Below are 16,606 nucleotides of genomic sequence, written 5' to 3' on the forward strand. Positions count from 1 at the left end.
AAAACAAAAGTCCCCCTCAGCTATGGATTAACCGAGTGCGTCTAAAGCGCGCAATATCGACCTTAGTGAGGTGTGGCGAGCTAAATAATCCCTACTTGTACGCGATCGCGTCAGGTACTGCTAAGTACTTCCCGCCGCATGCGGGAAACCCCCTCACCGAAGTCCCGCAATTCAGTCACCAGGGGACTAGTCAGTTTCCGCAATCTGACTCGGGACAAGTAGGCACAAAGCGCAATGCGCTGCGAAGCTGCTGCTGGAGCTTACTAGTGGCAGTACGTCCAGCCCCGGGGCGAGGCAATGGTCAGTAGTAGTACGGGAAGTCGGACCAGTTGGGGTCGCGCTTCTGCAGGAAGGCATCGCGGCCCTCTACCGCTTCATCAGTCATATAGCCCATGCGGGTGGCCTCACCCGCGAAAACCTGCTGACCGGCCAGCCCGTCGTCGGCGGCGTTGAACGCGAACTTCAGCATGCGGATAGCCTGCGGTGACTGTCGCGCAATATCCGCTGCGTACTCCAAGGCCACTTCTTCCAGGCGCACATGGTCCACTGCTTCGTTGACCGCACCGGCGGCCACCATCTCCTCAGCCGAATGCTCCCGGGCAAGGAAGAAGATCTCCCGGGCCTTCTTCTGGCCCACCTGGCGGGCCAACAGCGCCGAACCGTAACCGGCGTCGAAGGACCCCACGGTGGCATCTGTCTGCTTAAACTTCCCGTGCTCACGGGAGGCAATAGTCAGATCAGCCACCACGTGCAGAGAATGCCCGCCGCCAGCAGCCCAGCCGTTGACCACAGCGATCACCACCTTCGGCATCGTGCGGATCAACCGCTGCACCTCCAGAATGTGCAGCCGACCCGCCCGTGCCGGATCCACCGTTTCGGCTGTCTCACCCTCGGCGTAGCGGTATCCATCACGGCCGCGGATGCGCTGATCTCCGCCAGAGCAGAAGGAGTGTCCACCGTCCTTGGGGGAGGGGCCGTTGCCGGTGAGCAGTACGGCTCCCACATCAGGGGTCATCCGCGCATGATCCAGCGCCCGGTATAGCTCATCGACGGTATGCGGGCGGAAAGCATTGCGCACCTCGGGACGGTCAAAAGCGATACGTACCGCCGGAAGATCGCGCACCACTGCGCCGTCGTCGTCGCGCTCCACCCGCCGGTGATAGGTGATGTCAGTGAACTCGAAGCCTTCCACGAGCCGCCACTGCTGAGGATCGAAGACGTCCGAGACCTGCGGCGGGAGGGAAGGGTGTGCGTCTTTGCGGGAGTCAGTGCCAGTCACAAGAGATGAGTCTACCGACGGTACTGGGAGCCGTCCTCAGCCCGGTGCAGGAGCCCAAAATCCACCAGGTAACGGCGGAGTGCCCGTGGCGGGGTGTGGGGTTCTGTTCAGCGTCACTCGCCGGCAAGGATGTGCCCCAAGTACTCCGCGACCTGTTCAGGTGAGCCCTCTTCCCACGCTTCTTCATCCAGTGAGTTCACCTCCAGCACGGCAAAAGCCTCCTGATCGGCGTCGTAGAACAAGGCCTCGTATAACCCATGCTCGGGCACCGGGTACCAACGGCTGAGCACCTGAAACTCCTCATCCCCGAGCTTCACCGTCTCCACGGAGTTCTCCTGCACCTCGGTGCTGGGCTGGTCCTGGAAGTTCTCAGCAATGGCCGCGGCATCCTCGCCTGAGCCCGCTACCAGCAACTGCAGTCGGCCGGAGTAGTGGCCACGGGACCAGAAGTTACACAGGTACCGGTAGGAATCCTGCGCTTGGGCATCAACCCCCAGGGGGCCAAACCCGGTGTCGGTAATAGTTGCGGTGCGGCCGAGTATCTCAGGCATCTGCTCCTGCAGCAGACATTCATCCTGGCGGTTCAGCACTGGCATGGATGCCCCATGGCCGGCCGATTCTGGCCAGGCTTCGCCCGTACTGATGAGCCATTCCTGCGGCACGGAGAGATCCTCCGGCAGCTGCGTCCCGACTGGCTCGTGGTCATTTCCCTCCGCTGCAGAGTCTGCGCCCGCTGCGGTCTCCGTGCCCGAGGGATCCTCGGAGGTCGCCTCGGGGGAGTGAACAGACTCCGCGGCCGGGGATTCCGGGGTGCTCTGCTCAGCTGCTGGGGTCTGAAGCTCGGGATTGAGCCCGGTACCGGCAGGTTCACTGTCGGTATCAAAGGGGTTCTCCGCGCAGGAGCTCAGCATTAGGCCCAGCAGCCCTGCGAGTGCCACAACCCCGGGGGCAGAGGTCCTGCGAGAGCTGCTGCTCGAACAGCCAGCAGGCGCAGCGCGATGTGTCCCAAACCTCAGACTCATACCCGGTACTTTCGCACAGGCTGCCGAAGCCCAGCTATTTGTGACAATCCCGCCGGAGAAGCCCACCACGATCTCCCCGGGCTGACTCCTGGGACAGTGACGTATCTTGGCGGTCACAGCTTTCCATGGCGTCCTCACCTGGCCTGGGGCGACGCCGGGGGTGACGCCTTTTCAGAGGTCGGGGTAGGTTGAGCGCATGCGCGAGATGCCTGCTGATGATGCCAGTTCGGAGCTCCGGGAGTATTACCGCCATTTCGCTCAGGTGGAAGCCGCTCCGGTGTCCCCGCTGTACCAGGACTGGGCCGAAGGGGTTGCTGCCGATGCCGAACTCCTGGAGAAGCTGTTGCAGCTTCCTGCCCCCAAGCGCCAGGCGAACCTATTATTCGCTGCGGCCAGGATCGCTCAGGTGCCGCTGCTGCCCTGGGCGCAGGTCCGTCAGGCAGTCCTGCAGCAGTGGGACCAGATCCGCCATCTCATGCTCACCCGGCGTACCCAGACCAATGAGGCAGGCCGACTAGCTGTGCTGAACCTGGCTTTCTCTCGCATCGCGGAGCAGACCCGGCGGCCACTGGCTCTGCTGGAAGTAGGCAGCAGCGCCGGACTCTGCCTCTACCCCGACGCCTGGCCGATCCACTACCGGTTCACCGATACCGCGGTCGATGCCAGCGGTGAGCCCGTCGATCTGGAGACGGGCAAGAGCACAGCGCACGACGGCGCCCGGCTGACTCCGCGGGGTGTGTTGAACTCCGCAGTAGAGCTGACCAGTGAACTCACCGGGATTCAGGCACCAGAGAAGCTGCCGGAGGTGGCGTGGCGCGGCGGGATCGACGTCAACCCCCTGGACCTGCGGAATCCTGAGGATCTGGACTGGCTTAAAGCCCTGGTGTGGCCTGGCATGGAGTATCGGCTCAAACGTCTGGAAGCCGGCGCCCAGCTAGTCAGCGAGCAGCCGCCGCGAATCTTCACCGGTGACCTCAACGAGCTGCTGCCGCAGGCGCTGGCTGAGGTACCCGAGGGCGCGGTGCCGGTGGTGTTCCACTCCGCGGTGCTTGTCTATCTCTCCGCTGAGGAGCGGGCGCATTTCGTTGAGCAAGTGCAGGCTTCCGGAGTGCGCTGGGTCAGCAATGAAGGGCTCGGGGTCTTCCCGCAGATCGCCGCGAAGCTGCCCCGAGAGGATCCCGACCGGTCCGGGTTCATCCTTGCCCTGGACGGCGAACCGCTGGCACGCACCGGTCCGCACGGACAGTATGCGAAGAGTTTGGAGTGAAAACCCGCCCCTTTTAGCGCGGTGGATGCTAGCGGCTGCTTTCCTTGGAAGCAGCGGGCTTGCGCGCCAGAATGATGATCTCCGGGGAGTCCTCGTCCAGCTCGGACCTGTCCCAGTCGCCCCACAGCTGCTCGAGTACAAAACCGGCCTGTTCCAGGGAGGCGCACAGCACGTGCAGCGGTCGGTAGCGCAGCGGTTCATCAGCGCTGAGTTTCCGCCCGTCAGGCATGATGCTGTGCGCCCGGCAGGTGATGAGGTCCCCGTCGTCGTCATCTGGCTCGATGCTCAGCACCTCCAGCCAGGAGGTGAACTCCCCGCCTCCAGGATGCGGTTGGGTCTCCCGGGTGCTCTCTTCATCCCAGGCATCTAGCTCCAGTGCCGCAGGATTGCGAGATTCAAACGCCAGCCACCCGCCGGGCCGCAGCGCCCGGAACGCTTCGGCGAGCACCTGGTCCCACTCAGAGCGGTGCAGGAAATACTGCGCCACATGACCCACCATCACCGCAGCATCAGCTGCGCCGGATTCCAGCTGGTCGGCATAACCATGAATCAGCGTGATGCGCTCAGCCAGCGCAGCCCCGGGGTGGTCGCTGCTAGTTGGCTCGGCGATGCGCTGTTCGATCCTCTGCCGAGCCACCTGGATCATCGCCCCCGCAGGCTCCACACCGGTGACCCGGATGCCGGCAGCGGCTAACTCAAGGGCCAGTCCGCCGGTGCCGCAGCCGATATCAGCCACCGTCTGCACACCAAGCTCATCCAGCAGGTCCCGATAGAAGTCGGTATCCCACATTCCGGCGTTCTCCACGTCGTAGAGGGTGACGAACTCGGGGTCTTCTGTCCACGGCCGGTGCTCGCCGGTGCCGGCTTCAGTCCCGGATGTGAGGGCAGAACTCTCCCCGGAGGGCTCAGCGCAGGGCTGGCCGGGGTGATCAGGGTGCTGGTCGGTAGTCATAGTCGCTTAAGCGTATCCGCCGTACCCGTTGACCAGCCGGTTCCGCTGGCTTGGTGCCGGCAGCGAAATGCCCGTATCCAGGGCCCGCCCCTTGTGGTGTGATGGGTCCATGACTTCTGCGCAGGAGATCACCGAGGCTCAGGCCGCTGAACTGCTCATCAACTGGGAGCTGGCCGCCAGCACAGCCGCGCGACTGGCACCCCCTGGCCCGCGGCTGACTCGGCGTGAGGCCGCCTCCGAGGTCCAGGCCCTGCGTAAAGCCGCCACTGAGGCTGTGGGGCATGTCCATCAGATCACCGGCCTCCATGCCGCCCGTGGCTTAGGGGAGGACACCTCCGATGTGTTGATCGTGGACCGTGCCGGATGGTCCGCCGCCAATGCGGAGAGCTTCCGGCAGATGCTGGCTCCGGCTCTGAAAGCTGCCGTGGAGAAGAAACCGGAGCTGGCCAAGGAGGGCAGCACTGGTCAAGTAGTGGGCTCTGCAGTCACCGGTGCCGAACTCGGGGCGGTACTGGCCTTCCTCTCGGCCAATGTGCTCGGTCAGTTCGAGCCATTCCACCAGCAGCGCCTGCTGCTAGTAGCCCCCAACGTGGTGGATATTGCTACCCAGTTGAATGTGGACCGCGCTGATTTCCGGTTGTGGGTATGCCTGCATGAGCAGACCCACCGGGTCCAGTTCGCTGCCGCCCCATGGCTGGCTGAACACCTCCAAGAGCAGATCACCCAGCTCTCCACCAACACCATGGGCCAGGCGGATTCTCTGCCGCAGAAGCTCGCCGAGGCCGCCAAGCAGCTCAAAGCCGAGCTGAAAGGCAGAAAGGACAACGGGCACGACGACGCCTCCGCGGACCCCTCGGCAGAAGGCGCTTCATCCACCCGTCCCCGCAACCGGCTCCTGGAAGCCATCCAGTCCCCGGAGGACCGGGCCGTGATGTCCCATCTGACTGCGGTGATGAGCCTGCTGGAGGGCCACGCAAACGTGGTGATGGATGCTGTCGATGCCTCGATTGTTCCCTCAGTGAAGACTATTCGACGCCGGTTCAACGATCGCGGGCGCCGTCGCAGCCCGCTGGAGCGTGCGGTGCGGAAGCTGCTGCAGCTGGATATGAAAGCCGCCCAGTACCGCGATGGACAGAAGTTCGTGAGTCACATTGTGGATGCGGTGGGCATGGAGGCTTTCAACACCATCTGGGAAGCCCCGCAGCACCTGCCCACCGAGGATGAACTGCACCAGCCAGATCTCTGGATCCAGCGGATGGGCCTGCAGGGCCAGCGGTCAGGTGGCTAAGGCGCCTGCGGCTCTGCACGCCGCCCGCAAAGCAGTGGGGGAGGCTCTGGACCCCGAGGGATTGACCCTGGTGGGCTGCTCCGGCGGCGCGGACTCGCTGGCGCTGGCAGCCGCCGCTGCCTGGCACCATCAGCGCACCAATGGTCCGCTGGCCGGTGCCCGGGTGGGCGCCGTGGTGGTGGACCATCACCTGCACCCCAACAGCGTGGAGATCTCCGGGCGCGCAGTCCGGCAGCTGAAAGGACTCGGGCTGGACCCGGTGCGGATCTTCCCCGCCCAGGTGGACCTGCACTCTGCAGACGGACCTGAGGCCGCCGCCCGGACCGCTCGGTACCGGGCGTTCCGCACCGCAAAGAAAGAACTCGGCGCCACTCGGATTCTGCTGGCCCATACCCGCGATGACCAGGCAGAGCAGGTGCTGCTGGGTCTGGCTCGCGGTTCCGGGACCCGGTCGCTGGCGGGTATTCCGCGGCAGCGCGGTCCCTTCCACCGGCCGCTGCTGGATCTCACCCGGGAGGACACCGAGGCGATCTGCGCCCACCACCACCTGGATCCCTGGCAGGATCCTGCCAACTCGGATCCGCGCTATCTGCGCTCACGCATCCGCACCCAGATCCTGCCCTTTCTCGAGGAGCAGCTCTCCGTGTCCATCCGGGAGTCGCTGGCACGTACTGCAGATATTGCCGCAGCTGACGCCGCCTATCTGGAACAGGACGCCAAAGAAGTCTTCGCCCAGCTGCTGGAAGACCCCGATCACACCGGCACCCTACGGCTGAAACTCAAGCCACTGCGCGAGGAACCACCGGCCATCCGTCGTCGTGTACTGGCGCTGGCCGCGGTCGCCGTCGGCGCCCCCAACCCCAGCTTTGAGCGACTCACGGCGGCGGAGAAACTGATCACCGGCAGCCGCTCTGCTGGGCCGGTCCAGCTGGAGGGGGAGGTCAGCGTTTACCGTGGCGCACGCGGAACCGCCGAATATGGGAAACTGGTGCTCGTTCCCCCGCCCAGATAACAGGAGCACGCACCTCATATGGACGCGATTGACGTCAAGGACGATCTCACCGAGGTTCTCTACACCGCTGAAGAGATCCAGGAACGCATCAACGAGCTGGCCGCCCAGATCGACCGCGACTACGCAGGCAAGGACGTGCTGCTGGTCGGCGTGCTCAAGGGTGCAGTCATGGTCATGGCGGATCTCTCCCGTGCCCTGAAATCACATGTGACCATGGACTGGATGGCGGTGTCCTCCTACGGCTCGGGCACCAAGTCCTCCGGTGTGGTGCGGATCCTGAAGGATCTCGACGCAGACCTGATGAACCGCCACGTGCTGATCGTCGAGGACATCATCGACTCCGGCCTGACACTGTCCTGGCTGAAGGCCAACCTTGAATCCCGCGGCCCGGCCTCGGTGGAGATCTGCACCCTGCTGCGTAAGCCGGAGGCCGTGAAGGTGGACATCGATGTGAAGTACGTCGGCATGGACATCCCCAATAAGTTTGTGGTCGGCTACGGCCTGGACTTCGCCGAGAAGTACCGCAACCTGGATGTCATCGGCATCCTTGCGCCCCACGTCTACGAGTGATCGCACCGGCGACGACGCCGCAGCCGGTGTGCGCTGCGTCACCTCGCCTGTAGAATCGGCTCCCACACCAAGAGAACAGCGTGAGGGAGTATCCGTGGCGCATTCGCCTGTCCAACCGGTGAGTAAGGCCGCCGCGGCCTATGCCTCACTGCGGCGCAGTATCCGCACCGGTGAGCTTTCTCCGGGTCAGCGGGTGACGCTGAAGGAACTCTCTGAGTTGCTCGAGATGAGCCTGACGCCGGTCCGGGAGGCGCTCAACCGGCTGGTCTCCGAGGGCTATGCGGTCCATGATGCTCACCGCGGAACTTTTATTGCTGATCAGAGCCGTGAGCGGGTAGAGCAGATCTACCGGCTGCGTGCTGTGCTGGAGCCGATGGCGGTGAAACTTGCTGCTGAGACGGTCGCCATGCGGGGCGCGGCTGGCGGTGATGTTCCGGGAGCTGAGGGCCTTGAACTGCTGCTGCAGCGGAGCGAAGAGCCCTCTGACCCCATCCGGCTGGCGGAGCTGAATGAAGAGCTGCATTTTGCGCTCTACCGGCTCAGCGGTGATGAGCAGCTGGTCAGTTTCATCGAGCAGCTCTGGGCGGGGATGCCCTACCCCTCGCAGCGGATTTACTTGGACGAATCCCGAGGGCAGGCATCATTGCGGGAGCACCGCCGCCTGGTGGAGGCTGTGCTGAGAGGCGACGCCGCGGCGGCTGTCGTAGAGGCGCAGGAGCATATTGAAGAAGGCCGCCGTGTGGCGCTGCAGCAGATCCAGTCCAGCTGAGAAAGACGTTCAAATTTTAAGGAATGGACGCGGCGGCGTCGTCGTTTCACCACAGTGAGAGCAGCTCTGGGTGATCTTGAAAGCACCTGGGGCTCACCTAACCCCCTAGGCACCGGAAGCGAGATCCCGTGAGCACCAGCCCAGAGCCCGTCACCCCAGAGCCCCGCAGCCCAGAGCTCAGCACTGAGCACTCCAGCACTGAGCACTCCAGCACTGAGTCCGCCCCCTCCTTAAGCACTGAGCGGCACAGCGAGCAGTTTGAATTTGGCCTGCATACCTTCGGTGATGTCACCAAGAGCGCTGATGGTTCTCGCGAGCTCTCCCACCCGGAAGTGCTGCGCAACGTGCTGGCCGAGGCGCAGATGGCTGATCGCTCCGGGGTGGATGTCTACGGTGTAGGCGAACACCACCGGCCGGACTACGCCATCTCGGCCCCGGATGTGGTGCTGGCGGCGATCGGTGCCTCCACCGAACGGATCAAGCTGATCTCAGCTGTCACGGTGCTTTCTTCGGATGATCCGGTGCGCGTCTATCAGCGTTTCGCGACGATCGATGGGTTGACCGGTGGGCGGGCTGAGGTCTCGCTGGGCCGCGGCAGCTTCATCGAGTCCTATCCGCTGTTCGGCTACGACCTCGGCGACTACGAAAAGCTCTTCGAAGAGAAGGTAGACCTTTTCGTGAAGCTGCGCAGTGAGGGCAAAGTCAGCTGGAACGGTGAAACCCGGGCCGCGCTGAAGGGCCAGGAGATCTTCCCCAAGACTGAGCATCAGAATGGCCTGCCCACCTGGATCGCCGTCGGCGGAACACCTGCCTCGGTGGTGCGCGCTGCACGCCACGGCGTAGGGCTCGAACTGGCGATCATCGGCGGTGCCCCCCACCGGTTTGCGCCGTTTGTGGACCTGTATAAGCGGGCACTGGTGGAGTTTGGCCACGCGACTAGCCCCGAGACTGCAGACTTCCGGGTCTCCAGCCACTCCCATGGATTTGTTGCCGACACCGACGAGCTGGCCAAGGACATCTTCTACCCCTCCTGGGCCGAGACTATGGCGCAGCTGGGTCGCGAGCGCGGCTGGGGCAACGGCTACCCGTCCCGAGATCAGTTCGAGCAGGAGATCACCCACGGCGCGCTGTATGTGGGTTCACCTGAGACTGTGGCGGAGAAGATCGTAAAGACCAAGCATCAGCTGGGGATCTCCCGCTTCGGCCTGAAATACGGCAACGGCTCCCTGGCTCACGAGCACATGATGAGGGCCATCGAGCTGTATGGGACCAAGGTCAAGCCCTTGGTGCTTGAGCGTCTTCAGGGGTGATGGCCCGGTGGGCCGAGAGCCGTGCGCGGCGTGTACGCGCCGGCGTGACTAGCAGGGTCAAGCCCTTGGTGCTTGAGCGTCTTCAGGCGTAATGGCCCTGCGGCTCCAGTAATTTGCGTAAAGAAACTGCCGGAACTGCCCCCGTTGAGGGGCTAGTTTCGGCAGTTTCTTTACGTTATTCGCCGGTGAGGAGGCAGTTGAAGGGGCGCCGCTAGAAGACCTGGCGGCATCCTGGGAGCGTCCAGCATCTGTCAAGGCCGTGGCGAGCGGCGGTGTTTAGCGTGTGCACCGTGAATCAGCATGCTCGACAGGAAGAGGCCGCGCAGTCGGAGTCCCAGCAGAATCAGGGGCAGACTGAGTACACACAGGGACGAGACGACGCCCAGGAATCGTCGGCAGCTAAAAGTGCTGCCGCGGAGCAGAGGAAGCCAGGTATCGACCGGCTCAACAAGACCTCCGGCGACGCCGAGAGTTTCACCATTGCTCTGTATTCGGATCCCGGCCGGACATCGCATCAGGTGCGCAAACTCCTGGAAGATGAGGGTGAGGGCTGGAGCCGTGGTGCCACCATTAAGCACAAGCAGCTGCTGATCCCGCTGCGTCAGGACGCCACCCTGGATCTGGAGCGGGTCCTGGAGTGGGCCCGCGAAGACGGTGCAGATGTCTCCATCGTCATTACGGAAGTCCCTCGCACCGCGGGCCGCAAGGTCAAGTCAGCGGAACTGCATTTTGTCGAGAAGCTCGGTGTGGTCTCCCTGCCGGCGATGGGCCCGGTGGCGGTGAAGTCCAGTCTGTCTAAAGAGCTGCGTCGCTGCGTGGATGCCTTGGTTTATGACTCAGTGGATGAGGCCCATGAGCAAGGCGGCCTGGTCACCCATGTGGAGCAGCAGCAGGGTCGGGAATCCTACTTCGTCACGCCTTCGGGTCTGTTCCCCGGACGGCTCTGGATGACTCTGGGTATGGTGGCCGCCAATAAGCCGCTCTTGTCATTGCCGAAACTCTCCGGTGTCTTCGCCGCCGCTGCCGCTACCGGTGCTTTCGGCATCTTCTTCAGCACCATCTGGGAGATGGCGAACTTCTTGCCGCCGTGGCGACTGGCAATGGTGTCAGTGCTGGTGGTGTTGATCGTGGTGCTGTGGCTGCTGCTCTCCAATAAACTCTGGGACCGCCCGGGTACCGTCGGGGGCACAAAAGAAGCGTTTATGTATAACGCCTCCACCGTGGCGACCCTTCTGGTCAGCGTCACCGCCCTGTACCTGATGCTCTTTGGAGGAATCCTGGTGATGGGGCTGCTGCTGATTGAGCCAGAATTTATGGCCAACAATATTGGGGTGGAGGAGGCCACGCTGGTGAACTACATCGACGTGGCCTGGCTCTCGGCCTCCATGGGAGTCGCAGCCGGCGCCATCGGTTCGAATTTTGATGACGACACTGACCTGAAGAATCTCACCCAGGGCTCACGCGAGGCCCAGCGCTACCCACCCGATGATGAGCAGCGCTAGCCCTCGGCAGCTTTTGGTGCGCCAGGATCAGCCGGCTAGGTAGAGGAACGCGAAGCCTAGGCCCACCGAGAGTAGACCCCACAGCACGATCGAGACTGCCATCCAGATCATCACCAGGTGGCGGTTTGCGCCGAAGGAGACCATCAGCGGTGCGGTGAACTGGCTGGGGAGTGCGAAGGGGCCCAGGATGGCCACACCGGGCACACCGAAGCGGTCAAAGTACTTTTTGATCTTTGCCCGTCGCGCGATCTGCTTCTCGGACAGCTCCTTGGGTTCGGCGTTCTTGGTGACCGCGGAGCGGATGCCGTGCGCCCCATAGATCAGAATCGCTACTGCTGCGGCGTTGCCCAGCACGCCGCAGATCAGCGCGACCCACCACGGCAGGCCGACGATCATGCCGATGAACGGTCCACTGTAGGACTCGATGAACGGCACCGCACCGATGGCCACTACGCCTAGCCACTGCAGGGCTTCGGGCAGTCCATCCACCCAGTTCTGCAGCTGACTGATCCAGGAGCCTTCCTGGACTAGGTTGAGGTCATCGGGTGTGCCAGCGGTCATGCTCAGCGAAAGTGCGTTGATCATAGGTCTCATCATTGCGGACTATGGCCACGACGTCGTCACCCCTGGGGCGTATCTCAAAGCAGGGCGATAGCTGCAGCGGCCCTCGAGCGTTTGCACCCAGCGCCATCTCCAGGTTGCGCTGAGCAGGGGGTATTAGTCTCTGGCGGGTCAGAGAGGAGGCGCATATGCCACGACTCAAACGCGTCCGCCCGTTCCAGGACCCCGGCTTCCAACGCCTCAGTGACGATTCCGGCTTTCGCTACGTTGATGATGACGGCCGGCCCGCCTCAGAGCAGGACTGTGTACGTATTGATGCACTGGCGATTCCGCCCGCCTGGAAAGAGGTATGGATCTGTGTGGACGCCCATGGCCATGTGCAGGCGGTGGGGACCGACGACGCCGGACGCAAACAGTACATCTATCACCAGCATTGGGCGAACCGGCGGGATCGCGGCAAATTCTCCCGTGCCCTCGATCTTGCTTCAAAGCTGCCTGCAGCGCGTGCCAGGGTCACCCAGGCGCTGAAAGAGGAGGGGATGGACAGGCAGAAAGTACTGGCTATCTCCTTCCGCATCCTCGACCGCTCCGCCATCCGAGCGGGTTCGCGCACCTATCTGCGGCAGAGCGGCAATCGGGGTCTGACCACACTGCAATGCCGGCATCTGGCGGTAGCCGGGGACACGTTGACCTTCTGTTTTCCGGCTAAGGGCGGCAAGGTCCAGGAGGTCAGCTTCTCGGATCCGGAGCTGGCACCGCAGCTTGAGGAACTGGTTCAAGGGCGGACCCGCTCGCTGTTGCTGTCCTGGCGAGAGGGACGACGACGAGCCGCGCTTCGGCCCCAGCAGCTCAACGCCTATATCCGCCAGGTCACCGGTGGTCGATTCACCGCGAAGGACTTCCGCACGCTGCGCGGCACGATCCTGGCGGCTGAGTCCCTGGCACGCACAGGGGCGAAGTCCACTGCGCGGGAGCGGGCTAAGGCTGAACGTGCGGCGATCGAGGCCTGCGCCGAAGGGCTCGGGAACACTCCCGCCGTGGCCAAGAGCTCCTATATCGACCCGAGGGTCTTTAAGCAGTACCGTCGCGGCAATCTTCTGGACACTTCGCGAACGCCTGAGTCCGCGATCCGTTCCTTGTTGCTGGGCTGAGCGGTCCATCACCTCGGGAAAAGTTGCACTTGTGCAAAAATGCGGAAGTGCATAAACTGCACTAGTGCAAGAAAAGCTGACGCGTCGTGAACAGAACCAGCGTGACACCTGGGATGCCATCCATCTGGCGGCCTACGAACTGGCCGAAGGTCAGGGGCTGTCCGCCGCCACTGTGGAGGAGATCGCATCGCGAGCGGGAGTTTCCCGGCGCACGTTCTTCAACTATTTCCCCACCAAAGAAGACGCCATCCTGGGAACCCGCCTGCCCCAGGTGCCCGAGGATGCTGCCCGTCGCTACGCAGAGTCGGAGCAGGACGAGCTGACCCGCGTGGCGCACCTGTTCGTCGCTATCCTGCGCACCGCTTTGCCTCAGCAGACTTCCCTGCGCCGTCGAGAGATCGTGGCGATCCACCCTGGGCTTCGCGGCCGGGTGATGCAGCTGGTCACTGATGTCGAGCATCTGGTGCGCGAGGCCGTGGAAGCCGCAACCGCCGCTCACGAGGTCGACGACGCGGCAGCGGACCTGCTCGATGTTCGACTCCTGCTCTCCGGGGCCATCACCAAGCACGCCTTCCTCCGCTACCAAAGGGCTGCGGCTGATGATCTCGAGCCCTTCATCAATGAATCCATCGCGCTATTCCGAAAGGTGGTCGGCGAGAACTGATGAGTACGCCTGATTCTCCACACTCGCCCTCGCCCGCGGCCGAAAATCCCGGCCCTAACGCCCATCTCGGGCTGATCTTCTCCGCGCTCATTCTGACCATGCTCATGGCCTCCCTGGGGCAGACGGTGCTCGCCACCGCCTTGCCGACAATCGTGGGCGAGCTCGACGGGGTCCAGCACATGGCCTGGGTCATCACGGCCTTCATCCTGGCCTCGACCATCATGATGCCGGTCTACGGCAAGCTCGGCGACATGTTCGGACGCAAGCCCCTGTTCCTGGTGGCGATCGTGCTTTTTGTCATTGGTTCCGGCGCCGGCGGAGCGGCCCAGAGCATGGGGGAGCTGGTGGCAGCTCGCGTCGTGCAGGGCTTAGGCGGCGGAGGGCTGATGATTCTCTCCCAGGCCACTATCGCTGATGTCGTTCCGGCACGTGAACGCGGCCGGTACATGGGTGTCATGGGTGGCGTCTTCGCCTTCTCCTCGGTGGCCGGGCCGTTGCTGGGCGGCTGGTTGACTGACGGTCCCGGCTGGCGCTGGACGCTGTGGATGAATGTGCCTCTGGGGCTGCTGTCCCTGGTGGGCGTCGCGGTACTGCTGAAGCTGCCGGCCCGGCAGAAGCAGGAACGCCGCCGCATCGATATTGCCGGCATGGCGCTGCTGGGCGTGGCCACCTCCGCGATCGTCCTGGTAGCCACCTGGGGCGGTGCGGAATACGAGTGGACTTCCCCGTTGATTCTGGGTCTGGCTGCGGCCGCCGTCGTCACCTCCCTGCTGTTCATCTGGGTGCAGTCCCGGGCGAAGGAGCCGGTGATGCCGCTGTTGCTCTTCCGCAACCGCAACTTTGTGCTGACCATGATTGCTGGTCTCATCACTGGCGTGGCCATGTTCGGTGCCATGGGCTACATGCCCACTTATCTGCAGATGGTCACCGGTTACAGCCCCGCCCAGGCCGGGCTGCTCATGATCCCGATGATGGGCACTCTGCTGGTGGCCTCGGTGATTGTGGGCCGACGAGTCAGTATCACCGGGCGCTACAAGGCGGTGATGGTCACCGGTACTGTCATCACCGCACTGGGGCTGGGACTGCTCTCCACGCTCAGCGCGGATTCTCCCATCGTTCTGGAATGCCTGTACCTGGCTGTGCTGGGACTTGGTCTGGGCTGCAGCATGCAGCTGCTGACCCTGGTGGCCCAGAACTCTTTCCCACTGCGGCTAGTGGGTACCGCTACGGCCGGGCAGAATTACTTCCGCCAAGTCGGAGCCACCCTGGGCTCAGCGGTGGTGGGCTCGCTCTTCGCCACCCGTCTCAGGGAGCTGCTGACCGAACGGATCCCAGAGGCCGCCGGGGATGTCGGGGCGAATTCACTGACCCCGCAGTTGGTCAACGCCCTGGACGAGCCGCTGCATTCAGTGGTGGTGGGCTCCTATAACGAGGCGCTGATTCCGCTGTTCCTCTGGATGGTGCCGCTGGCACTGCTGTCGACTGTGCTGCTGCTTTTTGTCGAGGAAAAACCGCTGGCCACAACGCTGGATGATTAAAACGTTAGTTTCCTCACACAAAGGTCCTTTGCTGGTATAAGCTTTGCTCAGCACGCCCCGGTGGCGAGCGTTTCACTCAGCGTTGGATCACCAGGGGTCTTCATGAAAACTGCCTCAGCACTGCGCGCCTTCGGTGCCGCAACCACCACCTTCGCCCTGACCGCCGGTCTGCTCTTTGGGGCCGGTGCGCCGGCATCGGCCGCTACTGAGCAGCCCACCGCGGTTGATGAGCTCCAGGTGGCCCAGGCGCCAGTGACCGAGCCGGCCTCTCCAAGCGCCAGCCCCACCGCCTCAACCAGTCCCAGTGGCTCAGCCAGTCCAGCGCCGTCGGCCACATCCTCATCTTCACCGAGTGTGACTCCGAGCCCGGCACCCACCGTGGCGCCTTCGGTGAGCCCACAGCCGTCACCCACCAGAACGACGGCGTCGCCGAAGGTCCTCACTGCCGGCACACCCACAGTGACCGGTGCCGCCGTCGTCGGGTCTACGCTCACTGCCCGTCCGGGGCGCTGGACCTCCGGTGCGAAACTCTCCTACCAGTGGCTCAGTGACGGCAAGGTCATTAAGAACGCCACGAAATCAACCTATAAAGTTCCCTCCGGTCAGGTGGGTAAGCGGATTTCGGTGCGCGTGAGCGGAGCTGCCACCGGCTATGCCAGCGCCCAGAAGACCTCCGCGGCCACCACGCGAGTGGCCCAGGCCGCTACCCCCACACTCTCGGGCAATGTGCGCACCGGCGGCACCATCACCGCCAAGCCCGGTAAATGGACCGCGGGCACAGCCTTCACCTACCAGTGGCGGGTCGAAGGCAAAGTGGTCAGCCGCACCAAGAGCACTCAGTACAAGATCCGCTCCGCCGATGCCGGCAAGCGGATCAGTGTCACCGTGGTGGGCACCAAATCCGGTCACACCACAGTGGAGCGCACTTCCAAGATGAGCTCTCGTCCGTTGAGCACCGGGTCCCCCAAGGTCTCGGGGAAGGCCATTGTGGGAAGCACGCTTACGGCTCAGCCAGGTAAGTGGAGCTCCGGAACGTCCTTGAGCTACCAGTGGTTTGCCGATGGCAAGCGCATCAAGGGTGCCACCAAGCGCACCTACAAGGTCAGCACTGGCCAGCAGGGTAAACAGATCGCTGTACGGGTCGCCGGCAAGAAGTCTGGCCACGCCTCGGCCCAGCGCAATTCATCGAAGACCGCCAAGGTCATGCGTGCTGGTACCCCCACTATCAGCGGCACCGCTCAGGTGGGCAAGACTCTGACCGCTAAGACCGGCACCTGGACGTCGAAGACCAGCTTCAGCTACCAGTGGTTCTCCAACGGCAAGCGCATCAAGGGAGCCACTAAGCGGACTTACAAGGTCAGCTCAGCTCAGCAGGGCAAGAAGATCACTGTGAAAGTCACCGGAAAGAAGTCCGGACACACCACGGTGACCAAGGCATCCAAGGCCACGGCTTCAGTCAAGCGCGCGCCTGCGGCGTCGTCCTCGCGCAGTACCTCCAAGAGCAGCAGCCCAGTCAGTCGCGCGCCTCGCTCCGGATCATGGGACTGCCCCGCTGGATACCCCATTAAGGGCAATCACAGCTCCAGCGGCGAGTGGATCTACCACGTGCCTCGAGGTCAGTTCTACAGCCGGACCAATCCGGAGGAGTGCTTCAAGACCGAATCTGCTGCTCGCAGCGCCGGATACCGCAAATCTAAGCGCTGAGTCAGAACCTGCCTGCT

At 63.5% G+C, this 16,606-nt stretch carries 15 protein-coding genes and 1 pseudogene; 11 read left to right on the forward strand and 5 right to left on the reverse strand.

The genetic code is table 11. The annotated features are described in order from the left end of the window. Positions 1-301 precede the first annotated feature (301 nt). From ABEA23_RS06050 to ABEA23_RS06055, 3 genes and pseudogenes are all read right to left on the reverse strand, one after another. Positions 302-1,279 (reverse strand): 1,4-dihydroxy-2-naphthoyl-CoA synthase, encoded by a 978-nt coding sequence (locus ABEA23_RS06050; RefSeq protein WP_345477175.1) that lies wholly within the window; start codon positions 1,277-1,279, stop codon positions 302-304. Positions 1,280-1,290: 11 nt separating this feature from the next. Then, positions 1,291-1,356: pseudogene (locus ABEA23_RS14230) on the reverse strand (DUF2087 domain-containing protein); the annotation flags it as partial. Positions 1,357-1,392: 36 nt separating this feature from the next. Beyond that, positions 1,393-2,217: a hypothetical protein gene (locus ABEA23_RS06055; protein WP_345477176.1), complete on the reverse strand. Its 825-nt coding sequence runs from the start codon at positions 2,215-2,217 to the stop codon at positions 1,393-1,395. A gap of 280 nt (positions 2,218-2,497) precedes the next feature. Between ABEA23_RS06055 and ABEA23_RS06060 the strand changes: the two genes are divergently transcribed. After that, on the forward strand, positions 2,498-3,568 hold the full coding sequence (locus ABEA23_RS06060) for a DUF2332 domain-containing protein (RefSeq protein WP_345477177.1): 1,071 nt from the start codon (positions 2,498-2,500) through the stop codon (positions 3,566-3,568). A 28-nt stretch (positions 3,569-3,596) separates the two neighbouring features. Here the strand turns inward: ABEA23_RS06060 and ABEA23_RS06065 are convergent, their stop codons facing one another. Then, positions 3,597-4,520, reverse strand: a complete 924-nt coding sequence (locus ABEA23_RS06065) for a class I SAM-dependent methyltransferase (protein ID WP_345477178.1) — start codon at positions 4,518-4,520, stop codon at positions 3,597-3,599. Positions 4,521-4,629: 109 nt separating this feature from the next. Between ABEA23_RS06065 and ABEA23_RS06070 the strand changes: the two genes are divergently transcribed. The 6 genes from ABEA23_RS06070 (at position 4,630) to ABEA23_RS06095 (ending at position 10,971) form a co-directional block, all read left to right on the forward strand. Next, a complete protein-coding gene (locus tag ABEA23_RS06070; RefSeq protein ID WP_345477179.1) occupies positions 4,630-5,808 on the forward strand; it encodes a zinc-dependent metalloprotease in 1,179 nt (392 codons plus the stop codon). After that, the gene (tilS, locus tag ABEA23_RS06075; protein WP_345477180.1) at positions 5,801-6,820 is read left to right on the forward strand and encodes a tRNA lysidine(34) synthetase TilS; all 1,020 of its coding nucleotides are present in this window, start codon (positions 5,801-5,803) and stop codon (positions 6,818-6,820) included. Before ABEA23_RS06070 ends, tilS begins: the two co-directional genes overlap by 8 nt. 18 nt (positions 6,821-6,838) lie before the next feature. Next, positions 6,839-7,390 carry a hypoxanthine phosphoribosyltransferase gene (gene hpt, locus ABEA23_RS06080; RefSeq protein WP_044495104.1) on the forward strand — a complete coding sequence of 184 codons (552 nt, stop codon included), beginning with the start codon at positions 6,839-6,841 and terminating at the stop codon, positions 7,388-7,390. Between the two features lie 94 nt (positions 7,391-7,484). Next, the gene (locus ABEA23_RS06085; RefSeq protein WP_345477181.1) at positions 7,485-8,159 is read left to right on the forward strand and encodes a GntR family transcriptional regulator; all 675 of its coding nucleotides are present in this window, start codon (positions 7,485-7,487) and stop codon (positions 8,157-8,159) included. 269 nt (positions 8,160-8,428) lie between these two features. Then, positions 8,429-9,469: an LLM class flavin-dependent oxidoreductase gene (locus tag ABEA23_RS06090; protein WP_345478630.1), complete on the forward strand. Its 1,041-nt coding sequence runs from the start codon at positions 8,429-8,431 to the stop codon at positions 9,467-9,469. A gap of 290 nt (positions 9,470-9,759) precedes the next feature. Next, positions 9,760-10,971, forward strand: coding sequence for a hypothetical protein (locus tag ABEA23_RS06095; RefSeq protein WP_345477182.1), 1,212 nt, complete (start codon positions 9,760-9,762; stop codon positions 10,969-10,971). A gap of 27 nt (positions 10,972-10,998) precedes the next feature. Here the strand turns inward: ABEA23_RS06095 and ABEA23_RS06100 are convergent, their stop codons facing one another. Continuing rightward, positions 10,999-11,556 (reverse strand): hypothetical protein, encoded by a 558-nt coding sequence (locus ABEA23_RS06100; RefSeq protein WP_345477183.1) that lies wholly within the window; start codon positions 11,554-11,556, stop codon positions 10,999-11,001. A gap of 164 nt (positions 11,557-11,720) precedes the next feature. Here ABEA23_RS06100 and ABEA23_RS06105 point away from each other — a divergent pair, with 164 nt between their 5' ends. From ABEA23_RS06105 to ABEA23_RS06120, 4 genes are all read left to right on the forward strand, one after another. Beyond that, positions 11,721-12,683, forward strand: a complete 963-nt coding sequence (locus tag ABEA23_RS06105; protein ID WP_345477184.1) for a DNA topoisomerase IB — start codon at positions 11,721-11,723, stop codon at positions 12,681-12,683. Positions 12,684-12,747: 64 nt separating this feature from the next. Further along, entirely contained in the window at positions 12,748-13,347 is a 600-nt protein-coding gene (locus ABEA23_RS06110) for a TetR/AcrR family transcriptional regulator (protein WP_345477185.1), read from the forward strand. Continuing rightward, positions 13,347-14,885 carry an MDR family MFS transporter gene (locus ABEA23_RS06115; protein WP_345477186.1) on the forward strand — a complete coding sequence of 513 codons (1,539 nt, stop codon included), beginning with the start codon at positions 13,347-13,349 and terminating at the stop codon, positions 14,883-14,885. The genes ABEA23_RS06110 and ABEA23_RS06115 overlap by 1 nt, the downstream gene beginning before the upstream one ends. A 102-nt stretch (positions 14,886-14,987) precedes the next feature. Further along, the gene (locus ABEA23_RS06120; RefSeq protein WP_345477187.1) at positions 14,988-16,589 is read left to right on the forward strand and encodes a sunset domain-containing protein; all 1,602 of its coding nucleotides are present in this window, start codon (positions 14,988-14,990) and stop codon (positions 16,587-16,589) included. The last annotated feature ends 17 nt before the right edge of the window (positions 16,590-16,606 follow it).

It is taken from the genome of Nesterenkonia rhizosphaerae (assembly GCF_039544555.1).
Classification (GTDB): domain Bacteria; phylum Actinomycetota; class Actinomycetes; order Actinomycetales; family Micrococcaceae; genus Nesterenkonia; species Nesterenkonia rhizosphaerae.

What these genes read in the sequence shown, in the direction of transcription:
- ABEA23_RS06060 (WP_345477177.1), top strand. Translation starts at nt 2,498, where the DNA reads ATGCGCGAGATGCCTGCTGATGATGCCAGTTCGGAGCTCCGGGAGTAT.
- ABEA23_RS06065 (WP_345477178.1), bottom strand. Translation starts at nt 4,520, where the DNA reads ATGACTACCGACCAGCACCCTGATCACCCCGGCCAGCCCTGCGCTGAG.
- ABEA23_RS06070 (WP_345477179.1), top strand. Translation starts at nt 4,630, where the DNA reads ATGACTTCTGCGCAGGAGATCACCGAGGCTCAGGCCGCTGAACTGCTC.
- hpt (WP_044495104.1), top strand. Translation starts at nt 6,839, where the DNA reads ATGGACGCGATTGACGTCAAGGACGATCTCACCGAGGTTCTCTACACC.
- ABEA23_RS06100 (WP_345477183.1), bottom strand. Translation starts at nt 11,556, where the DNA reads ATGATCAACGCACTTTCGCTGAGCATGACCGCTGGCACACCCGATGAC.
- ABEA23_RS06105 (WP_345477184.1), top strand. Translation starts at nt 11,721, where the DNA reads ATGCCACGACTCAAACGCGTCCGCCCGTTCCAGGACCCCGGCTTCCAA.
- ABEA23_RS06115 (WP_345477186.1), top strand. Translation starts at nt 13,347, where the DNA reads ATGAGTACGCCTGATTCTCCACACTCGCCCTCGCCCGCGGCCGAAAAT.
- ABEA23_RS06120 (WP_345477187.1), top strand. Translation starts at nt 14,988, where the DNA reads ATGAAAACTGCCTCAGCACTGCGCGCCTTCGGTGCCGCAACCACCACC.